The 20327-nt window shown below is 59.5% G+C and carries 19 protein-coding genes and 1 tRNA gene; 8 read left to right on the plus strand and 12 right to left on the minus strand.

Features of this window, described 5'->3' with window-relative positions; genetic code table 11:
* Positions 1–5: 5 nt before the first annotated feature.
* Positions 6–344 carry a DUF2147 domain-containing protein gene (locus ATY80_RS17165; protein WP_088693580.1) on the minus strand — a complete coding sequence of 113 codons (339 nt, stop codon included), beginning with the start codon at positions 342–344 and terminating at the stop codon, positions 6–8.
* 436 nt (positions 345–780) lie between these two features.
* On the opposite strand from ATY80_RS17165, the gene ATY80_RS17170 reads away from it, so the two are divergent.
* Entirely contained in the window at positions 781–1047 is a 267-nt protein-coding gene (locus tag ATY80_RS17170; protein ID WP_088693581.1) for a sel1 repeat family protein, read from the plus strand.
* A gap of 135 nt (positions 1048–1182) precedes the next feature.
* Here ATY80_RS17170 and ATY80_RS17175 read toward each other — a convergent pair whose 3' ends face one another.
* Positions 1183–2295 carry a pyridoxal phosphate-dependent aminotransferase gene (locus ATY80_RS17175; RefSeq protein WP_088693582.1) on the minus strand — a complete coding sequence of 371 codons (1113 nt, stop codon included), beginning with the start codon at positions 2293–2295 and terminating at the stop codon, positions 1183–1185.
* A 95-nt stretch (positions 2296–2390) separates the two neighbouring features.
* Positions 2391–2786: a pilus assembly protein PilZ gene (locus tag ATY80_RS17180; RefSeq protein ID WP_088693583.1), complete on the minus strand. Its 396-nt coding sequence runs from the start codon at positions 2784–2786 to the stop codon at positions 2391–2393.
* 380 nt (positions 2787–3166) lie between these two features.
* Between ATY80_RS17180 and ATY80_RS17185 the strand changes: the two genes are divergently transcribed.
* Positions 3167–3613: a host attachment family protein gene (locus ATY80_RS17185; RefSeq protein ID WP_088693584.1), complete on the plus strand. Its 447-nt coding sequence runs from the start codon at positions 3167–3169 to the stop codon at positions 3611–3613.
* 53 nt (positions 3614–3666) lie between these two features.
* Here the strand turns inward: ATY80_RS17185 and ATY80_RS17190 are convergent, their stop codons facing one another.
* Positions 3667–3999 carry a hypothetical protein gene (locus tag ATY80_RS17190; RefSeq protein ID WP_088693598.1) on the minus strand — a complete coding sequence of 111 codons (333 nt, stop codon included), beginning with the start codon at positions 3997–3999 and terminating at the stop codon, positions 3667–3669.
* A 336-nt stretch (positions 4000–4335) separates the two neighbouring features.
* Between ATY80_RS17190 and ATY80_RS17195 the strand changes: the two genes are divergently transcribed.
* Positions 4336–4776, plus strand: coding sequence for a glyoxalase superfamily protein (locus ATY80_RS17195; RefSeq protein WP_088693585.1), 441 nt, complete (start codon positions 4336–4338; stop codon positions 4774–4776).
* Positions 4777–5009: 233 nt separating this feature from the next.
* On the opposite strand, the gene ATY80_RS29010 is transcribed toward ATY80_RS17195, so the two are convergent.
* On the minus strand, positions 5010–5174 hold the full coding sequence (locus tag ATY80_RS29010) for a hypothetical protein (RefSeq protein WP_189637184.1): 165 nt from the start codon (positions 5172–5174) through the stop codon (positions 5010–5012).
* A gap of 53 nt (positions 5175–5227) precedes the next feature.
* On the opposite strand from ATY80_RS29010, the gene ATY80_RS17200 reads away from it, so the two are divergent.
* Together ATY80_RS17200 and ATY80_RS17205 are read left to right on the plus strand one after the other, a co-directional pair.
* Positions 5228–5368 (plus strand): hypothetical protein, encoded by a 141-nt coding sequence (locus tag ATY80_RS17200; RefSeq protein WP_088693586.1) that lies wholly within the window; start codon positions 5228–5230, stop codon positions 5366–5368.
* Positions 5369–5486: 118 nt separating this feature from the next.
* Positions 5487–8048, plus strand: a complete 2562-nt coding sequence (locus tag ATY80_RS17205) for an FAD-dependent oxidoreductase (RefSeq protein ID WP_088693587.1) — start codon at positions 5487–5489, stop codon at positions 8046–8048.
* Between the two features lie 515 nt (positions 8049–8563).
* On the opposite strand, the gene iolB is transcribed toward ATY80_RS17205, so the two are convergent.
* The 5 genes from iolB to ATY80_RS17230 all read right to left on the minus strand — a co-directional run bounded on the left by iolB (position 8564) and on the right by ATY80_RS17230 (position 15169).
* Positions 8564–9358 carry a 5-deoxy-glucuronate isomerase gene (iolB, locus tag ATY80_RS17210; protein ID WP_088693588.1) on the minus strand — a complete coding sequence of 265 codons (795 nt, stop codon included), beginning with the start codon at positions 9356–9358 and terminating at the stop codon, positions 8564–8566.
* A gap of 48 nt (positions 9359–9406) precedes the next feature.
* Positions 9407–10324 (minus strand): myo-inosose-2 dehydratase, encoded by a 918-nt coding sequence (iolE, locus tag ATY80_RS17215; RefSeq protein ID WP_088693589.1) that lies wholly within the window; start codon positions 10322–10324, stop codon positions 9407–9409.
* Between the two features lie 62 nt (positions 10325–10386).
* The gene (iolD, locus tag ATY80_RS17220; RefSeq protein ID WP_088693590.1) at positions 10387–12237 is read right to left on the minus strand and encodes a 3D-(3,5/4)-trihydroxycyclohexane-1,2-dione acylhydrolase (decyclizing); all 1851 of its coding nucleotides are present in this window, start codon (positions 12235–12237) and stop codon (positions 10387–10389) included.
* A gap of 23 nt (positions 12238–12260) precedes the next feature.
* The gene (gene iolC, locus ATY80_RS17225) at positions 12261–14195 is read right to left on the minus strand and encodes a 5-dehydro-2-deoxygluconokinase (protein ID WP_088693591.1); all 1935 of its coding nucleotides are present in this window, start codon (positions 14193–14195) and stop codon (positions 12261–12263) included.
* A gap of 104 nt (positions 14196–14299) precedes the next feature.
* Entirely contained in the window at positions 14300–15169 is an 870-nt protein-coding gene (locus ATY80_RS17230; protein WP_088693592.1) for a MurR/RpiR family transcriptional regulator, read from the minus strand.
* 204 nt (positions 15170–15373) lie between these two features.
* Between ATY80_RS17230 and ATY80_RS17235 the strand changes: the two genes are divergently transcribed.
* The 3 genes from ATY80_RS17235 (at position 15374) to ATY80_RS17245 (ending at position 17961) form a co-directional block, all read left to right on the plus strand.
* Positions 15374–16489, plus strand: a complete 1116-nt coding sequence (locus ATY80_RS17235; RefSeq protein WP_088693593.1) for a Gfo/Idh/MocA family oxidoreductase — start codon at positions 15374–15376, stop codon at positions 16487–16489.
* Positions 16490–16572: 83 nt separating this feature from the next.
* Complete coding sequence (locus ATY80_RS17240) at positions 16573–17790, plus strand: FAD-dependent oxidoreductase (RefSeq protein WP_088693594.1); 1218 nt, start codon at positions 16573–16575, stop codon at positions 17788–17790.
* A gap of 80 nt (positions 17791–17870) precedes the next feature.
* Positions 17871–17961 (plus strand) — tRNA-Ser (locus ATY80_RS17245).
* A gap of 363 nt (positions 17962–18324) precedes the next feature.
* Here ATY80_RS17245 and ATY80_RS17250 read toward each other — a convergent pair.
* Complete coding sequence (locus ATY80_RS17250; RefSeq protein ID WP_088693595.1) at positions 18325–19437, minus strand: IS110 family transposase; 1113 nt, start codon at positions 19435–19437, stop codon at positions 18325–18327.
* Between the two features lie 105 nt (positions 19438–19542).
* Positions 19543–20327, minus strand: a 785-nt coding sequence (locus ATY80_RS17255; protein ID WP_088693599.1) for an integrase core domain-containing protein, incomplete at its 5' end; no start/stop codon positions are given.

Genomic DNA, 20327 nt, shown 5'->3' on the forward strand with positions numbered 1-20327 from the left:
TCCTTTTATAGGCGGGTCCAGGTCTGCGATTTGCAGAGCACGTTGAGGACGCACCCTTTCATCTTCAGCGAATTTCCGAGAACGTTGCCCGATCCGCTATAGGTCTTGTCATTGGCCGGATCCGTGATCTGGCCGGTATAAGTGACGCCGCTTCCCGCGAACGTTCCAATCTTCTTGCCGGCGTACTTGCCGGACTTGAGTACGATGCAGTAGCTGCCGCCACAGGATGCAATGTGGGCGGTATCGCCCGAAGCCGTCTTCCAATTACCGACGATCGGTTCGTCTGCGAGTGCTGCTCCGGCGGCAAACACCACTGCGCCAGCGAGAATAAGTGTGCGGATCATTCGTTCCTCCCTAATGTCCCGGCGGGAAAGTATATGACGCGAACGTAAACGTAAATGCGTTTCTGCCGCTAAAAACGAGTGTTTTTGGTGACCGCAAGGCGGTGAAATCTTCCGTTTCAGCTATTTGAAGCTGATTTCGTGGTGAACGGAAGGTTAATTTTCAGATCTGAATATTCCGTAAAATTGTGTCGAAAATCCTTAATCGGCAGGGAATCCGATGTTTAACAAAAATCCAATTTTACCAAGCATTTGCACTTTGTTTGTCTCAAAATTAATCATGCATTTTAGGCGTTTTTTGAAGGCGCGTTGGCATAGTGGAGCCATCAAACGAGCGGGGCAAACTCGCCGAACCGAAGGGTACCAAAGCCGCGATAGACGGCGGGCCCCGAAGGTAAAACAGGGTAAGTCGACAACAGGCTAAACAGGGACAAAACCGATGGCACGCTTTGAAATGCACAATGCTGAAATGGCCACCATGGGTGGCGAGAACAACGCCGACATCTTCTGCGAAATGGGTCTGATGTATGCGACCGGCCGCGGCTGTGCCGTGGATCTGGTCGCCGCTCACAAGTGGTTGAACATCGCGGCGATCAAAGGCAACGACCGCGCCGCCGAGCTTCGCGCTGATGTCGCTGCGGGCATGGACAAGATGCAGATCGTAGAGGCACTACGGGCTGCTCGCGAATGGATGACGGTCCACTAAGGACCGTTCCCCGCCAACGCGGGGCGCGAAACCAATAACAACCTCAAAAGAGAGGGGCTGGCGGGCTTTAGACAAGGCCTATGCCACGAACAGTAACCGTGACCGGCAGGAACAAGGCCGGCGCGGTTCTTTGCGTTAGCCCAGCGTCTTCAGCACTTGCGGTAGTGCTTCCTCGAAAAGCGCCATGTCGGCATCCGGTCCGACACTGACGCGAATGCAGCGGTTGAGCGGAGCAACACCTGGCATGCGAATGAATACGCCGTGCTGCATCAGGCCGTCGACGATCGCACGGGCATAGGTGCCGTCGCGTCCGGCGTCGATCGCAACGAAATTTGTTGCAGAGGCAAGCGGAAGCAGGTTGTTGGCCTTGGCGATACCAGCGATCCGGTCGCGGGCACGGTGAATATTTCCCACCACCTCGGCGAGATATTCCTGATCCCTAAGCGCCGCAAGCGCTGCGGCCGTCGCCAGCCGGTTCATACCGAAATGATTGCGAATCTTGTCGAACGCGCGGGCGGTGCCGGGTGTCGAAATCACGTAGCCGACCCTCGCGCCGGCCAGACCATAGGCCTTCGAGAAGGTGCGCGTGCGCACGATGTTGGGTAGATCGATGAGCGCGTCGATCGAAGGCAGAGATCCGGCCGGACCGGTTTCGCTGTAGGCCTCGTCGAGGATCAGCATCGTGGTTTCCGGTAGTGTGCGAGCAAAGGCGACGATGCTTTCTGCATCCCACCAGCTTCCCATCGGATTGTCCGGATTGGCGAAATAGACCAGAGGCGCGCTCTCGCGCTTGACGGCTTCCAGAAGGCCGTTGAGATCTTCGCGATCCCTGGCATAGGGCACGGTGACGAGCCGTCCGCCGAAGCCCGCAACGTGGAAATTGAAGGTCGGATAGCCACCGAGCGACGTCACGACAGGCGCCCCCGGCTCGACAACGAGGCGTACGATCTGGCCGAGCAGTTCGTCGATGCCGCCACCTATCGCGATGGTGTCGATTCCGACGCCAAGATAGTTGGCAAGTGCCTCCCTAAGCGCATAGTTTTCCGGGTCGTTGTACTTCCAGATATCGCCAGCTTGATCGCGCATGGCCGCAAGCACCGACGGGGCAGGGCCGAAGCCATTCTCGTTGGCCCCGATGCGCGCCTTGACCTGAAGACCGCGCTGGCGCTCGATCGCTTCTGGGCCGACGAAAGGAACAGTGGAGGGAAGGGCGCTAGCAAGCGGCGTGAAGCGCGAGAAGGCGGACATGCTGGAGCGATTTCCTGAGTGATGTGAAAAATCGAACCGACAATAGGACCTGCGGCTGCCAAGGCAAGAAACATTATTCCCGAGTGTAGGCGATTTTATATGCGAACGGATCCGCGGGCTTCGAGCGCTTCCACGTTGCCAGCCATAAAGTCGGCGCGCACCACCCGGCGGAGGATTTCTGGGTCGATCGTATTGATGAACCGCACGCCGATGCGTTCGTTGTTGCGATAAACTTCCGCGCAACCGATTCGATAGGCGAGGCCAAGGATATTGAGGTAGTAGTGCTTTGGCAGGCCGGCGGTCGAAGCAACGACAAACGTGGCGCCACCGCGTGAGATGTCGACGATCTCGGCACTGCGGATGGAAATGCCAGTGAGGCAGGGGCGAACCGCAACGATCCGCGCGGGCCGTCTTACGTTGAATTGTTCCCAGCGCGTCTCGTAGACCGCGGATTTCACGGTCGCAAGGTGGGTGGCGCGAAGCATCGACATCCCGCGTGTCTCCGTTGAACCTGGCTCATCTAGGTCCTCTTCCATGGGAGCCTCACACGAATGCTTTGCGCAATTGTCAAAGAAGAAAATACAATTTTAACGAAACAGCCTTTTTGCGCCTGTTGCGCGCCCTAACTGATTGTTCGAGCGGTCACGCGGAAAGCGGTGAGAAATATGCTTTAGCAGAGATCCAGCTTGGTCATCGCCGCGGTCGTCTCCTGGCGCCACAAGATTGGCTTTGCGCGCGGGATGATGATGATTGGATCGCCAAGTGCCGCAATTGTCGCGAAGTGTTCATCGAACTCTTTGCGAGTTTGCACGTTTGCCTAGTTGTCGGCGGCGCGTCCCATGCTCCAGAACTGCAGAGCGAGGAAATCAAAATGACAGATGTCAGAGTCCCGTCAAAATCGTGGGTGGTCGTTTGCGATGGTGCGAAGGCATTGATCCTGCGAAATGCGGGCGATGTGGAATATCTGAACCTCAAGGTGGAGGAAACCTTGTCTCAGCCGAATGAACCGGATCGGGACATCGGCTCGGACAAGCCCGGTCGAACTCATGCCTCAGATGGTTTGAGTGGCAGTGCCATGCAGCAGACAAATTGGCACGAGCAGGCCGAAACGGAGTTTCTGAAACAAGTGGCTGCAAAGATGGACTTGCTGGTGCGCGAGAAACAGGCGCGTCGCATCGTCCTGGTCGCGCCACCGCGGGCACTCGGCGCGCTGCGCGGCAATCTGACCCCAGATGTTCAGGCTGCAATTTCGGCGGAGGTCCCCAAAGACTATATCAATTTGCCCGTCGAGCAGATCGAACGACATCTGGTGGCCTAGTCAGACTTCAAGCGGTTGATGTGGATACGGCCTTCGCCGTTCGTACCCGCTTTTCAGCTCTCGAAATTCAGCCTTAGGACGTGATGCAGGAACTCCGGATTGATCAGCATGTTGAAGCTGATCGTTACCAGATCTCCCTCACGCTTGACCACCGTCGCGCCGATCTCGTCGTGAATACCCAAAATCTCAAGGAAGAAGTGGTTAGGGACCTCGAGGCTCGGGTTGACCTCCAGCACGGCGCCGGCCAGCGTGATCGTTCGGATCAGGCAGCGGACCTGCGTTCCGGTGCTGAGGTGGTGGCCGACGAAGATGATCTTGCCGGGGCGATCAAGTGAAAATTCCCGGTAAGCCTGCTCTGGCTGCGGGTGCTCTGCGTCGAGGTGCATCTGAAAGGCCATGGTAGCCTCCGCTTGTTATACGCTTCGAGACTAGCGCAAGATTGCTGACAATTTCTGAACAATCCCTCTGCAATTCGAATCGTATGTCCGTCTGGAAAGCAGAATGGCTCATTATTGGGCAGGGAAGGACAGATCGGTCCGGCTTGACACGCCGCCGCCCCTGAAGCATATCGAAGGTGGCTCGAGGCGCCGGCCGCTCGCGGACGAAGTCCATGGTGAAGTCCTCGGCAAAATTCAGTCACCGCCATTTGGTGCATGCTGACTGCAGGCAACGCGAGCTCCTTGTAACGGTCGAAATGGCATGCCTTCCGAAAGGCTGAATCCGTGACCACCGCATATCCGACAATTGAAGAACTCAAATCGCAGGCCAAGCGTCTTCGCCAGGCGATGGAAGTGCGCCGCACTGCGATCTCTCACAGCGCTGCCCTCGAACTCGTTGCCCACCAGCATGGCGTTCGTGACTGGAACACACTTTCCGCGCTTGCGACGCGGCCGAACTGGGAGCCGATCGCGGCGCTTTCCGTCGGCTCGCAGGTGTGTGGCCGCTACCTCGGTCAGCCGTTCAGCGGCAAGATCCTGGCGTTCGCTGGTCAGCCGGGAGGCGGGTTTTACAAGATCACCATTCATTTCGACGAGCCGGTGGACGTCGTGACATTCGAGAGCTTTTCCGCTTTCCGTCAGCGTATTAATGCGCAGGTCGATGGCAGCGGCGTATCGCCGCGCAAGACGTCGAACGGTGTTCCCCACCTCGTTCTTGATATTTGAGCCATCTTGTCGCTTTGGCGCAGATCGCCCGTGCAACCCGCGCGGGTGATTGTCATTTTGCAACATCTCTTCGGCGAGATTGGCATGTGCATGCCGCCGGTGTTTGCGGAATTGTGCACGTTTCGCTAGGGGGCCGGGTGCTTCTGCGCCCCGCCAGAAGAAGCAGGGTAGCGCTACGGCCTGCTGCCCGCTTGAGAGCCGAAAGCTGCGCCTGATAGGGGTGGCTTTCGCGTTCAGTCCTTGCTGGTGGCAACGGCGGCGGTTGCCGCGTTCTGCGCTTCCTTCAGCGCCTCGGGGCATTCCTCGCAGCATATTTCGACCATCTTGCCGCCGAGCTTGACGCTGATCGCATCCGGTCCGAGTCCGCAGTCGCATGCAGCGCACTTCGTCTTCTTCATGGTGGTGATCCTCCGAGTTAGGCGTCCCATTTGGGACAGGATCGTAACGGGGAATGGCTCAAGCCTTAGTCCGGGCTGGCGCAATCACACCGGTACCAGACGGTGTAGGACCAATGACGATCACGAGCCCTATGCATAATGCCCTCGTTGCGGCTTTCACGAGAAGAGGTATGGAGGTTCCGCAGCTTTGGTAAATGTGACACCCTTGCGAGGCTGACATGGCTTCACGCGCGCAGCGTTCTATACGCGAAGCGTAAGTCGAGCGCGGGTAAGCAAATTTTAAATTCGTCCAGTAAGTAGAAGGAACAGCACGTGGCAGCATTTCCGGAAAAGGCAAAGGTCGTCATAATCGGGCTCGGCGGTATCGTCGGCGCCTCCATCGCGCATCATCTCGTCGAGCGGGGATGGGACGATATCGTCGGCATCGATAAATCGGGCATCCCGACCGATATCGGCTCGACAGCCCATGCCTCGGACTTCTGTTATACCACGAGCCACGACTATCTGTCGGTTTGGACCACGCAATATTCGATCGATTTCTACGAGAAGATGGGCCATTACGCCCGCATCGGCGGCCTCGAAGTGGCGCGGACCGGCGACCATGCCTGGATGGAAGAAATCAAGCGCAAGCTGTCTTCGGCACGCGCCTTCGGCACTCGCGCCCACTATATGAGCCCTTCCGAGATCAAGGAGAAGTTCCCGTTGATCCAGGAAGATCAGGTGATGGGCGGCCTCTATGATCCGGATGCCGGCCTGGTCATCCCGCGCTCGCAGACTGTTGCTGGCAAGTTGGTCGACGCCGCCGAGAAAGCTGGCAAGCTGCAGGTCTTCGGCAATACGCCGGCCAAGTCGCTGATTGTCGAGAACGGACGCATCAAAGGGGTTGTCACCCATCGCGGCACGATCATGGCCGATCACGTCATCGTCTGCGCCGGCCTTTGGGGACGGTTGATCGCCGAGATGGTCGGCGAAGACCTGCCGGTTATGCCGGTCGACCACCCGCTCACCTTCTTCGGTCCCTATACCGAGTTTGAAGGCACCGGCAAGGAAATTGGCTTCCCGCTGCTGCGCGACCAGGGCAACTCCGCCTATATGCGTGACACCGGCGATCCGGCGACGACGGAGGGCGGTCAGATCGAGTGGGGCTATTACGAAACCACCAATCCGCGCATGTGCCATCCGCGCGATCTTCTCGAAAAACACGAAGCGCGCCTTTCGCCCTCGCAGCGCGATCTCGAGATGGAACAGATCATCGAGCCGCTCGAGCGCGCCATGGAGCTGACGCCGATCCTCGGCGAACTCGGCTATAACGAAGGTCACTCCTTCAATGGCCTGCTGCAGGTTTCCGCCGCCGGCGGCGCATCCTGTGGCGAGAGCCAGAAGGTGCGCGGTCTCTGGTATTGCGTTGCCATCTGGGTCAAGGACGGCCCGGGCTACGGCAAGCTAATCGCCGACTGGATGACCGACGGCCGTACTGAAATCGATCACAACAGCATCGATTACGCCCGCTTCTATCCGCACCAGTTGACGGAAGAGTTCATTGAAGGCCGCTGCTACGAAGCCGCCCAGAAGATCTATTTCCCGGCTGTTCACACCCGCGAACCCTATGCATCCGGCCGTAACGTCAAGCGCTCGCCCTTCTACGAACGCGAAAAGGAGCTTGGCGGATACTTTATGGAACTTGGCGGCTGGGAGCGCGCGCACGGCTACGCCGCCAACGAGCACCTTCTGGAGAAATACGCCGACCGCGTCCCGGTTCGAGAGAACGAATGGGACAGCCGCCATTTCTGGCGCGTGTCGAATGCCGAGCATCTGGCGATGAGCGAGGATTGCGGTATCGTCAATCTCAGCCATTTCCACATGGTTGATATCGAGGGACCTGACCATGTCGAGCTGATGGAATGGCTGTGCGCCGCCAAGGTCGGCGGCGATGCAAATATTGGCAAGGGCATTTACACCCACTTCCTCGACGACGAAGGCATGGTGCGCGCTGACTTCACCGTCTTCCGCATGGCCGACCGGTGCCGTCTCGTCAACGGCGCCGATGCCGGCCCACGCGACCTGCACTATATGAAGCGCGTCGCCGAAGACCGTGGCCTTGACGTTATCATCACGGACGTCTCGGAAAAATTCGTGACGATCGGCATTTGGGGTCCGAACGCGCGCGACACGCTGAAGAAGGCTGTGGCCGATCCGACCGGGCTCGAACAGGAAAACTTCGCCTTTGCGGCGATCAAGCCGATCGAAATCGCAGGCAAGTCTGTCACCGCCTTCCGCATCTCATACGTCGGTGAGCAGGGCTGGGAATTGCATATGAAATACGAAGACGGCCTTGTCGTCTGGGATGCGCTGCGCTCGACCGGCGTGATGGCCTTCGGCGTAGAGACCTATGCAAACTCACGCCGCATGGAAAAGAGCCTACGTCTGCAGAACGCCGACCTCCTGACCCAGTACAACCTAATCGAAAGCGATCTCGCCCGTCCGAAGGTCAAGGAAGCCGATTTCCGCGGCAAGGCTAAGCATTTGCAATACAAGGCGCGTGAGCACCAGCCGGCTGTGCTTTGTACGCTTGTGATGACGGAGAATACCGACAAATTGGGCGTGAAGCGTTATCCCGTCGGCAACCTGCCGGTCGTCGATCCGGCCACGGGAGAGGTTCTGGTCGACGAGCTTGGCCGTCGGTCCTACACGACCTCGATCGCCTACGGCCCGACGGTCGGAAAGAATATTGCTTTGGCCTACTTACCCTGGTCGCATTGCCAAGTCGGACGCAAGCTGAATGTCGAGTATTTTGCCGAGAGTTATCCAGTGGAGGTGGTCGGCGTCGGGTACAAGCCGATCTATGACCCGGAAAATCTGAAGCCGCGCACGTAAGCGCTCAAATACTCGTGGCGCTCCAAGGACGGGGCGCCACGACCATGAGATTGAGCCGCTTGGCTGAAAACAACGGGGTAGGTTCCGGCTGGCGGTGAAATCGCACTCTAAGCGCTTGCGCAGTTTGGCCAGATATATTCGCCGGCGGCAAATCACTCTGGCGACCGATGCAACGTGATGAGCCTCGCCCTTATTGAGGCGATCTGGGCACGCCGCTGCACGGGACAAGTCGATATCCGAGCATGCCACTGGTCCCGAACAGGTGATCGACCACTTAGGGTATTGCCATCGCTGTCGAATTCTTTAGCGGTCTCTGCTCATTACCGCCGAAGCCGCGCTACGCGCCGGAATTCCGCCCGGGTCTGACCATCGGCCCGCCGGGACGAAGAAGTGAAGTGGCTGTGAATGGTGCTTGAGCCGTGCATGGTAGTCCTCCATCGGTTCGGTCTCGGTGGAGGCAACGAACCATCTGCACGGCTCGCCCGCTGTCACATAGTTAGCGATTCTACATCGACTTATTTCAGCAGCCATTCATGCTCTGGCTGGTTGTGGAATTTCCACACCCGCTTCGGGCCGGCCATGACGTTGAGATAATAGAGGTCGTAACCGTGGACGGTGGCGCAGGGGTGATAACCCTTCGGCACCAGCGTCACGTCACCATTTTCCACCGCCATTGCCTCATCGAGCGACCGATCGTCGGTGTAGACGCGCTGGAAGGCGAAGCCTTGCGGCGGGTTCATACGGTGGTAGTAGGTTTCCTCCAGCAGGCTCTCATTCGGCAAATTGTCCTGGTCGTGCTTATGAGAAGGGTAGGAGGAGGTGTTGCCGTTCGGCGTGATGACCTCCACCACCAGCAGCGAGTGGGCGGAGTTGTCGTCCTCGGGCATGATATTGGTCACGAGACGCACGTTCGAGCCCTTGCCGCGCTGGAATTGCGGATGCACGCCGGGCGGGATGAGCTTCGCCTTGTAGTCACCGCCACCGGGCGCCGAGCAGACGGCAAGTTCAAGATCGGTTTCCGCCGTCACCGACCAGCTGGAGCCGGCCGGCACGTAGAGCGAATGCGGCGCACCCTCGAACGGGCTCATGCGCCCGCCGACCGAGCCGAAATCCTCTCCTGCGGCGGTTGCTTTGCCCTTGCCGGCCACCCATACGAGACAGGCCTCGCGGTCGCCGGCCTCGCTCGACACGGTCTCGCCCGGCTTCAGGCGATGCAAGTCGAAGCCGACATAGGTCCACCCGGCGGTTTCCGGCGTTACATGGGTGACTCGGCCGCGGTCACCCCTTGGTTTTACGAGAAGGTTCGGCATGAACTGATTTCCTTCAATCGATATCAATGCTCTTACGCAGGCAGAACGTTATCCCTTCGGGAAGCCTACCGTTTCCACGGTATAGCCCGCGGCGGTCATGACACGCATCAGTTCGGCATGGCCGATCTCTGCCATCTTCTGCGGGGGCGCCTTTCGCGGATCCTGCTCGGCCTCGACGACGAACCAGCCTTCGTAGCCATAATCGGCCAGTCTCTGGACGATTGCGCCGAAATCGAGCGAACCGTCACCCGGCACGGTAAACGCGCCGAGCGCCACCGCGTCGAGGAAGGACTGCTTGCTGCGGTCGAGCCCGTCAACGACGGCCTTGCGGATATCCTTGACGTGCACGTGGTTGATGCGAGCGTGGTGGCTGTCGATGGCGCGCAAAACGTCGCCGCCGGCAAAGGCCAGATGACCGGCATCGAGCAGAAGCGGAATGCCTTCGCCCGAGTTGCGCATGAAGGCGTCGAGTTCCGGCTCGGTCTCGACGACGGCTGCCATGTGGTGGTGATAGGATAGCGGCATGCCCTGCTCGGCGCACCATTCGCCGAACTGCGTGACCTTGCGCGCATAGGCCTTCATCTCGTCATCCGACAGGCGCGGCTTGGTCGCGAGCGGCTTGGAACGATCGCCCTGGATCGAACGGCCGACCTCGCCATAGACGATGCAAGGCGCGTTGACGGCCTTGAACAGCTCGATCATCGGCGCGATGCGGTCCTTATTGGCGGAAAGATCCTCGTCAACGAGCGTGCCGGAGAACCAGCCACCGCAGAGCGTCACATCGGCGGCGCGCAGGATCGGCAGCATCTCGGCCGGATTGTTCGGAAAGCGGCGGCCCTGTTCCATGCCGGTGAAGCCGGCGCTGCGCGACTGGCGCAGGCATTCTTCCAGGGATACGTCGTCGCTGAGCTCAGGAAGATCGTCGTTCCACCAGGCGATCGGCGACATGCCAAGTTTGGCCTTCATCAATAGTCTCCTCAAAGGCATTGTTGGAAGAGCGGGGCCGCTCTTCCCGTGAAATCAGTCGATCAGCCGATGCGCTGGGCGGCGCGCGCCTTGACGTAAGCCGCGTGCGCCTTGTTGACCTGCTCGCGCGGGCTGACTTCGGGAACCGCAACGTCCCACCAGTAGCCGCCGGCTTCCGTCGTGATCAGCGGATCGGTGTCGATTACGAAGACGGAGGTGCGATCGTTCTTCTTTGAGTCGGCAATCGCCTTCTCGAGTTCGGCGATCGACGCGACCTTGACCGCGATCGCGCCCATGCTCTCGGCATGGGCCCTGAAATCGATCTCAGGCATGACTTCGTAATGCGCGTCCTTCAGCAGGTTGTTGAAGTTCGCGCCACCGGTCGCCATCTGCAGCCGGTTGATGCAGCCATAGCCACGGTTGTCGAGCAGGACGATATTGAGCTTCAGGCCGAGCATGACCGATGTCGCGAGCTCGGAGTTCAGCATCATGTAGGACCCGTCACCGACGAGGACGAAAACTTCCTTCTCTGGATGCGCCATCTTGGCGCCAAGGCCGCCCGCAATCTCGTAGCCCATGCAGGAGAAGCCGTATTCCATATGGTAGCTACCCGGAGCGGTCGCCGGCCAAAGCTTGTGCATCTCTCCCGGGAGGCCGCCTGCAGCGCAAAGGCCGATTGCCTTTTCAAGGTCGATCGAACGGGTAACGGCGCCGATCACCTGGGCGTCGGAGGGCAGGGCGGCATTGGTGCTAGCCATCGCCTTCGCGGCGGCGTCCATCCAGACCTTCTTTTCCCGCTCGGCCCTCTCCGCCAGCGCGGCCGGTGCTTTCCAGCCGGCGAGCCCGCTCGAGATAGCCTTCAACCCTTCGCGGGCATCGGCCACCAATGTCTGGCCGTCGTGCTTGGCCGCGTCGTATGCGGCAATGTTGAGGCCGAGAATTTTCAGCTGCTCGTTCTGGAAGAGCGCCCAGGAACCTGTCGTGAAATCCTGGCAGCGCGTACCGACGGCGATGATCAGGTCCGTTTCCGTTGCGATGGCATTGGCAGCCGATGTTCCGGTAACGCCGACGGAGCCGAGCGCCAGCGGATGTCGCTCGTCGATCGCCGACTTGCCAGCCTGCGTGACGACGACGGGGATCCGGTGTTCTTCGGCAAACGCCGTCAGTTCCTTCGTGGCCTGTGAGTAGAGGACACCGCCGCCGGCGACGATGACCGGCCTTTCGGATTTCTTGATGAGAGCGATGGCGTTTGTCAGCTCGTCGGCATCCGGGCGCGGACGACGCGTGGTCCAGACGCGCTCCTCGAAGAAGCTCTCGGGATAATCGAAGGCTTCAGCCTGCACGTCCTGGCACAATGACAGCGTGACCGGGCCGCAATCATAGGGATCGGTGAGCACCTGCATGGCGCGCTTCAGCGCAGAGATGATCTGCTCCGGCCGCGTGATGCGGTCGAAATAGCGGGACACCGAACGGAAGGCGTCGTTCGCCGAAACCGTACCGTCGCCGAAATCTTCGATCTGCTGCAGCACCGGATCCGGTGCACGGTTGGCGAAAACGTCGCCAGGCAGGAAGAGTACCGGGATGCGGTTGACGTGGGCGACACCAGCGGCCGTCACCATATTGAGCGCGCCGGGGCCGATGGAGGTCGTGCACGCCATGAAACGCTGGCGGAAGTTCGCCTTCGCATAGGCGATGGCCGCATGCGCCATGCCCTGCTCGTTATGGGCGCGATAGGTCGGCAGTTCGCCACGCACCTGGTAGAGCGCCTCGCCGATGCCGGCCACATTGCCATGCCCGAAGATCGCCCAGACGCCGCCGAAGATCGGTATCTTCTTGCCATCGACGACCGTCACCTGCTTCTTGAGGAAATGCGTAACGGCCTGAGCCATCGTCAAACGTACAGTCTTGCCCATGAGGCACCTCCCAAATGCTTTAATTAATGTAGACCGCGCGTTTTCAACCAGGCCTCGGTCAATTGGCGGAAGCGTCCGGCCATGTCTGATATCGCTTCTTCATCATTCAACTTGCCGGAAAGCCAACCGCGGGCAGCCTCGGCAAAAATCGTGCGGCCGACGGCAAAGCCCTTGACGGAAGGAGCAGCCAATGTCGCCTCGAAGCCTTTCACCAGCTCGTCGGCCGGAGCCTCGAGACCGAGCAGTACTATCCCGCGGCACCATGGGTCGTTCTTGACGATCACGGCTTCAATCTTTTTCCAGGCAGCCGTCGAAGCCTGCGGCTCGAGCTTCCACCAGTCGGGTTTGATGCCGAGCGCGTAAAGCTCTTCCATAGCCGTCGAGATCGTATCGTCGGCCAACGGCCCGTTCTTGCTCGCGATGATTTCGACGAGCAATTCGCGGCCAACCTTGCGGGCGGCTTCAAAGAGCGTGCGCAGTTTCTCCTGCTGCTCGGTCTTCAGTTCTGCCGGATCATCTGGATGGTAGAAGCACAGGCACTTGATGCAATGATCGAGCGGCCATTCGACGAGCTGCGATCCGATATCCTGGCTGAACTCGAAACGCAGCGGCTTGGACCCCGGCAGTTCCACCGGCCGGCCGATCCAGGCGAAGTTCTTGGTCGCCGCATCGAAGAAGGCGTCACGCCCGAAGCGCTCATCGATCAGCATGCCGTAGCCGTTGCGGCCACCGGCAACACGCGCGGCGGCTTCTACCGCAAGGCGCTTGAAGGCGACGATCTTCTTGTAATTGACGCCGAGTTCGTCGCAGACGCTGGTGAGCTGCGAGCGATGGTCGATTGCAAGCGCCATGAGAAGCGGAATGTCGCCCTTGCGCGTCGAAGCCCAATGGATGTGGTTGATCGCCTCGTCTTTGCGCAAGGCGCGATGCTTACTGCCATGCTTCAGGAAGAAGTCGAGTTCGGCCCAGGTCGGATATTCCGGCGAGCAGAGCAGGCGGGAGACGGCGAAGGCGCCGCAGGCGTTGGCCCAGGTCGCGCAGGTTTTCAGCGGCTCGTTCTTCAGCCAGCCGCGCAGGAGGCCGGACATGAAGGCATCGCCGGCACCGAGCACGTTGAACACCTCGATGGGGAAGCCTTCGCCGACAATGCCATCTTCCAGATTGTCGCTGATCGGGCCGTCATAGACGATGCAGCCCATGGCGCCGCGCTTGAGCACGATCGTTGCCGGCGAAAGACGGCGGATTTCCTTGAGCGCGCCGAGCACGTCATCGGCACCGGAGGCAATCAGGATTTCCTCTTCGGTTCCCACGATCAAGTCGCAGTCTGGAAGCGTTTCCTTCATCTTGGAGGAGACGCGATCGGACTTCACATAGCGCTCGAATCCTTCGGCGTGGCCCGCAAGGCCCCAGAGATTAGGCCGATAGTCGATGTCGAAGATCACCTTGCGGCCGTTGGCCTTGGCGATGCGGATCGCTTTGCGCTGTGCGGCTTCCGTGTTCGGTCGGGAAAAGTGCGTGCCCGACACCAGGACCGCGCGCGACGACTTGATGAAGCCTTCATCGATATCGTTCTCGTCGAGCGCCATATCGGCGCAGTCCGAGCGATAGAAGATCATCGGCGACACGCCTTCAGCCTCGACGGCCAGCAGCACCAGCGCCGTAAGGCGTTCCTTATCGGTCTTGATGCCTTTCGTCTCGACCCCTTCGCGGGCTGACTGCTCGATGATGAAGCGGCCCATCTGCTCGTCGCCGACCCGGGTGATCAGGCCCGACCTGAGGCCCAGGCGGGCCGTCCCAATAGCGATGTTGGCAGGGCAGCCGCCGACAGATTTGGCAAAGGAGCCGATGTCTTCAAGCCGCGAGCCGATCTGCTGCCCGTAGAGGTCGACCGATGAGCGTCCGATCGTGATCACGTCAAGCGACGGTTCCGGCTGTGAGCCCGGGTTCGGTTGTGCCATCATGTCCTCCCGCTAGATTTTAGCTACGGCTTGGCGCCTGCTGATTGCGAGTAATGAAACATCGGTTCCGTATTTTTGTCAATTCGGAATGTTTGTTCCATTTTTCATTTTGTCGATTTTGCCTGCGTTCGTTTGCGCCGCCGCTCGGCGATGGCGACCGGGAGCGCCATCGTCAGGGCCATCGAGGCCGAGAGTGAACGAAAACCGGCAAAATCCGCCTCCGCTACCTCGAACCAGCAAGTGGCACGGGCGGCAAGCGGTGAAAAAGCCGAATCGGTGATTGCAACGACTGGCACGCCCCGATCCGCCAGCGCTTCGGCCTGGCTCAGGCTGTCAGCGGCATAGGGAGAGAAGCTCGCTGCGATTGCCGCATCATTCTGCGTCGCGAATTGCACCATTTCCGGATCGACGCCGTTCGGCGACGCGACAATCTGGTGGCGGATATTCAGCTTCGAGAAGGCATAAGTCATATGCGCGGTCAGCGGATAGGAGCGTCGCTTGGCGATCAGATAGATCGTCTCGGCAGCCGCGAGAATGTCGACGGCCTTGGCAAAGGTATCCGTCTGCACGGTGGCCGCCAGCCGGTTGACCGATTGGCTCGCGGCCGAAATGAAGCCGGAAAGCAGGTTGGCGTCCTCGTCCTCGTCCTCGCCGCTTGCCTGCTCCAGCGTCACCAAGCGCTCTTCATATGTCAGCGTGCGATCGCGCAGGCGCTCGCGAAAAATGCTCTGAAGGTCGGAGAAGCCCTCGTAGCCGAGGTGGTGTGCCAGGCGCACCAGGGTCGACGGCTGCACGTCGGATGCCGCAGCGATGCTGGCCGTCGTGCCGAAGGCGATTTCGTCGGGGTTAGCGAGTGCGAAAGCTGCGACCTGCGCAAGTCGCTTCGGCATGGTTGCTTTCCGTTCGATGATGATGCTGCGCAGGCTCTCGAAGTCGCGCGGAACCCTGGTGGGCGTTTTGCTGTCACTGTCCATGCACGCTGTCCATTGAACGAAATAAACATTCCATAATTACGAGCATAGATGATTTTCATGCGCGAGCCCAATTGTTTTTATTGCATTGAAATCCAAGTGTTTTGAACAGTTTTCGAGGTCACCGCAGCAAAGATATGCGGAAGGGCCGCTTGTCAAAATGATCTAAATATTCCAAAAATCTGGCCGGCATCTGGAGGAGATACGATGAAATCACTGGGAATCGGTCTGATTGGCACCGGCTATATGGGCAAATGCCATGCTCTCGCATGGAATGCGGTAAAGACCGTATTCGGCGATGTCGAACGCCCGCGCCTGGTCCATCTGGCGGAAGCCAATGCCGACCTTGCCGATAAGCGCGCCTCCGAATTTGGCTTCGAGAAGGCAACAGCCGATTGGCGCACCTTGATCGCCGATCCCGAAGTCGATGTCGTGTCGGTCACCACGCCGAACCAGTTCCACGCCGAAATGGCGATTGCTGCGCTCGAAGCCGGTAAGCATGTCTGGTGCGAGAAACCGATGGCGCCAGCATACGCTGATGCCGAGCGGATGCTGAACACCGCAAGAGCCGCGGGCAAGGTCGCCGTTCTCGGCTACAATTATATCCAGAATCCCGTCATGCGGCATATCAAGGCCTTGATCGCGGAAGGAGCGATCGGTGCGGTCAATCATATCCGTGTCGAGATGGACGAGGACTTCATGGCCGATCCCGATGCTTTCTTCTATTGGAAGAGCGAGCTTTCCGCCGGTTACGGGGCGCTGGACGATTTCGCCGTGCATCCTCTGTCGCTGCTTTGGTATCTGTTCGGCCACGTTGAGGCTGTTATCACTGACATGGTGAAGCCCTACGGTAGCCGGCCGCTGAAGGAAGGCGGTCGCCGCGATGTCGAGAATCACGACGCGGCCAACGTTCTGATGCGTGTGGGCCGTGGAATCTCTGCGGTGCTGATGGCAAACCGCGCCGCCTGGGGGCGTAAAGGGCGAATCGCGCTGCAGATCTTCGGCTCGAAGGGCTCGATCGCATACGATCAGGAGCGCATGAACGAATTCGAACTCTATCAGGCGGAAGGCCGCGGCTCAGAACAGGGCTTTCGCAAGATACTGGCCGGCCCGGCGCATCTGCCCTACGACCGCTTCATTCCGGCCCCCGGGCACGGGCTCGGTTTCAACGATCTCAAAATTATCGAATGCCGCGAACTGATCCGCGCAATTTCCGGTGAGCCGTCGTCGATCGTGACATTCGAAGACGGTCTTAGGATAGAGAAGTCTGTTCACGCCATGGCACAGTCATTCCACGAGCGCCGCTGGATCGAGATCGCATAGGCCGATCCGCTTCAGGTTGACGACGCTGGAGGCAGGGGGTAGGCCTTTGCTGAAACGCGCGGCTGTATGCTGGGAGTGAGAACGTGACGGACAGACTGGTGATCATCGGCGCGGGGCAGGCGGGCTTTGCATTGGCCGCGAAATTGCGTGCACTCAAGGATACACGCCCAATCACCATCATCGGTGCGGAAGACGCGCTTCCCTATCAGCGGCCACCGCTCACAAAGAAGTATCTGCTCGGTGAGATGGCGTTCGATCGCCTGCTGTTCCGACCGGAGCACTGGTACGCGGACAACGATGTTGAGATCAGGCTTTCGACCTGGGCGGAACAGATCGTGCGCGATAAGAAGCAGGTCCTCCTCCAAGACGGCTCGGCGTTGGATTATGGCACGCTGGCACTGACGACCGGATCGACGCCGCGTGCGCTGCCGGCATCGATCGGTGGAGAACTCGAAGGCGTCTATGTAGCGCGCGACAAGCGCGATGCCGACCTCTTGGCTGACGAGATGCGGCCGGGTCGCCGAGTCCTTATCATAGGAGGAGGCTATATCGGACTCGAGGCTGCGGCCGTCGCCCGTCACCGCGGCCTCGAGGTCACGGTAATCGAAATGGCCGACCGAATCCTCCAGCGCGTCGCCGCCAAGGAGACGGCCGATATCATGCGGGTGATTCATGAAGCGCATGATGTCGTCATCCGTGAGAAGACCGGACTGAAGCATCTAGTCGGCCACGAAGGCAGAGTGGTCGCTGCCGAACTCTCCGACGGCTCTACGATCGAGGTCGACTTCGTCATCGTCGGCATTGGGGTCGTCCCGAACGACCAGCTTGCCAAGGAGGCCGGTCTCGAGGTCGCGAACGGAATCATTGTGGACGAATTCGCCCGCACGTCCGATCCGTCGATTTTTGCTGCCGGCGATTGCGCGGTCCTGCCGTGGCAAGGTGGACGCATCCGTCTCGAATCGGTGCAGAACGCCGTCGATCAGGCGGAGGCTGTTGCCGCCATCATTGCCGGCGGGAACGAAGCATATGATCCCAAACCCTGGTTCTGGTCGGACCAGTATGATGTGAAGCTGCAGATCGCCGGCTTCAATATGGGCTATGACGACACAATTCTGCGCCCAGGCGCGCGCGACGGCGCGCATTCCATTTGGTATTTCAAGAACGGGTCGTTCATCGCCGTCGATGCGATCAATGACGCCAAGGCCTATGTCAGTGGCAAGAAGATGCTGGAATCGGGGATCAATCCCGACAGGGCGATCATTGAGGACGCATCTGCCGATCTCAAGCAGCTATTGAGCTGAGGCCGCTGGCCTCAGCATCAGGTGAAAAAGCCGAAAAAGCGCTTGCGTCACCTGTCGAATGACTCTATCAGGCTCCCACCGGAGAGGTGGCCGAGTGGTCGAAGGCGCTCCCCTGCTAAGGGAGTATACGTCAAAAGCGTATCGAGGGTTCGAATCCCTTCCTCTCCGCCATTACAATCATGTCCAGCCCGGAGACATAGGTAACAAAACGTACCTCTTATGTTCGTTTGCAAGCTCCTGAGTCATGAATTTGCCTTTCCGGCTTTGACAACGGAATCACATGCGTAAAGCTGGTGAACAAGGTAGGAGACAGGGCATTTCGACGACGGCTGGCATACTCTTATGCGCGGGTTGGGTACCGCATTTCCGTTTGTTCGTCTGAGGCTGCCTCGGTCTAAGATCGGGCATAGATTAATCCGCCACATAGGTACGACGAGGGTTCCTCACCGGAGTCCTGTCCCCATCTTTGTTCAACAGCAAATGTTTGCTTCTTGACTGGCTAGTCGGGCATTGCGCCGACGATTGTCTCTAGATCTATACTGTGGGAGCGACCTCCTGCCCGATCGCCCATAAGAAGGCTGCCATTTCCCGAGCAATGGCGGTGACCGCGACGACCTTCGGTTTGCCTGCTGCCATCAGCTTACGATAGCGAGTGCAAAGCCTCACTTGACCTTTCCAGGCGATCTGGCGAACGGTCTTTGGTAGGTCCTGCGACCGCGCCTGGATCCTCGAGCTTACACGGGCCGGGAAGCGATATGTCCAGGCCCCTTCGATGAGGACCCGACGCGCCCTTTGGTTGCCCGCCTTGGTGATCCTACCACGCTTAACCCGTTCGCCGGTTGAGCTTTCCGATGGCACGAGACCGAGATACGCCATCAACTGCCGGGGATTATCAAAGCGCCTGACATCACCGATTTCGACCACAAAGGTGACCGCGGTCATGAACGCAACGCCGCGCATGGCCTGATAGGCGGCGACAACTGGGGCCATTGTCCAGGATGCCGCGGTCTCGACCACCAGCTTTGTCAGCCTGTCCAGACGCACGCCGGCATCCTCGATGGCCTGGCAATATTCCGCCAACAGGATTTGGTGGGCGGGGTGATCGAAGGCCTGGCACGCCAGCCATCGTACATGGGCGCGCGTCCATGGCTTGCGACCGGTATAGATCCGGCCATGACGCAACAAGAAAGACTGAAGTTGCTGACGCGCCTGCTTCAGCGTGTCGCTGGCCGCCTCGCGAGCCCGCACCAGATCGCGGATCGCCTCATGGCCTTCATCTGGGACCCACACCGCGGTCAGCTCGCCGGCGCGGTGCAGGCGCGCCAGACTCATGGCATCTCGGCGGTTTGTCTTCACCCGGTCACCTGCACGCCTGGGCACTAGAGATGGCGCTACGACCACGCAGTCATGCCCAAGTTCGACAATCTGACGGTAAAGTCCGTACCCTGTGGGACCCGCCTCATAGCAAAAGTGAAGCCTGGCGCCACGCTTGGAGAGTTTGCTGACCATCGATGCCACCGACGACGGCTCCGAAGAGATGTCGCCGAAAAACCGTACCACGCCATTGCGCGTTCCATCGGCAATGGCCACCGAAATCTTCAGCTTGGATGTATCCAAGCCAATGAAAATTGCGCTATCCTCTTTCATGGTTCGCCCTCGCTAAGCATGGGGCAAGGCTCCGGCCAATCCAGAGCAACCCCCGAATTTAGCTTACCGCGGGGGCGGGCCATGCTCACCCCGCGAACATACGGTCTAAGACATGGGTGACAACCGCGTGCCGAACGGGTTGTCGATGGTTTGCAAGGTCCTCTGCTCCAGGTCGATATATCCGAGATCATAGTGCATGAAGCTGACGAGCCAAATACCGTCGTCGACTTCCTTGATGCCGAGTTTCTGTCCGGCCAGCACGGTGGAGATATTGATCTTCTTGCGGTGCATGCAGATGCGGCCGCAATTGGTCACCAGTGCGTCACGGTCGTGGAACGGATAATCGATCTCCGGTAGCCCGTTATATCGGCGCGCCGATGGCGTGTAGAGATCGACCGGCACCTTCATCGCCAGGGCTTCATGCGGCCGTTCGGTATTGAATTCGCTGACGAATGCATCGAAGCGGGCCTGCTGCTGTAGGATATTTCTGCCGGGTGGACGCGTCGCCTCTTTCTTCAGCGTCAGGTGCATGCGCTCATGCCGGCCATTCTCTTGCGGATGGCCCGGCCTGATGCGCTCGAGGCCGATGCCGAGCCGCAGCCACCAGACCGACAGCTTCGACAGATTGTAGAGGCCGTTGGGACTGGCGAATGGCAGGCCGTTGTCGCTGCGGATGGCATCCGGCAGACCGCGTTCGGCAAACAATCGGCGGAACGCCTCGAACACACCCACCTCCTTTGTCGATTCGAAGGCCTCGCCGGCGAGCAGGAAGCGTGACATCTGGTCGGTGACCGTCAGCGGGTAACAGTATCGGCCGTCACCGAGCTTGAACTCGCCCTTGAAGTCGGCACACCACAGATCGTTCGGCAGCAATGCTTGCGATAGGGCCG

The organism is Rhizobium sp. R711 (assembly GCF_002211365.1).
Classification (GTDB): Bacteria; Pseudomonadota; Alphaproteobacteria; order Rhizobiales; family Rhizobiaceae; genus Rhizobium.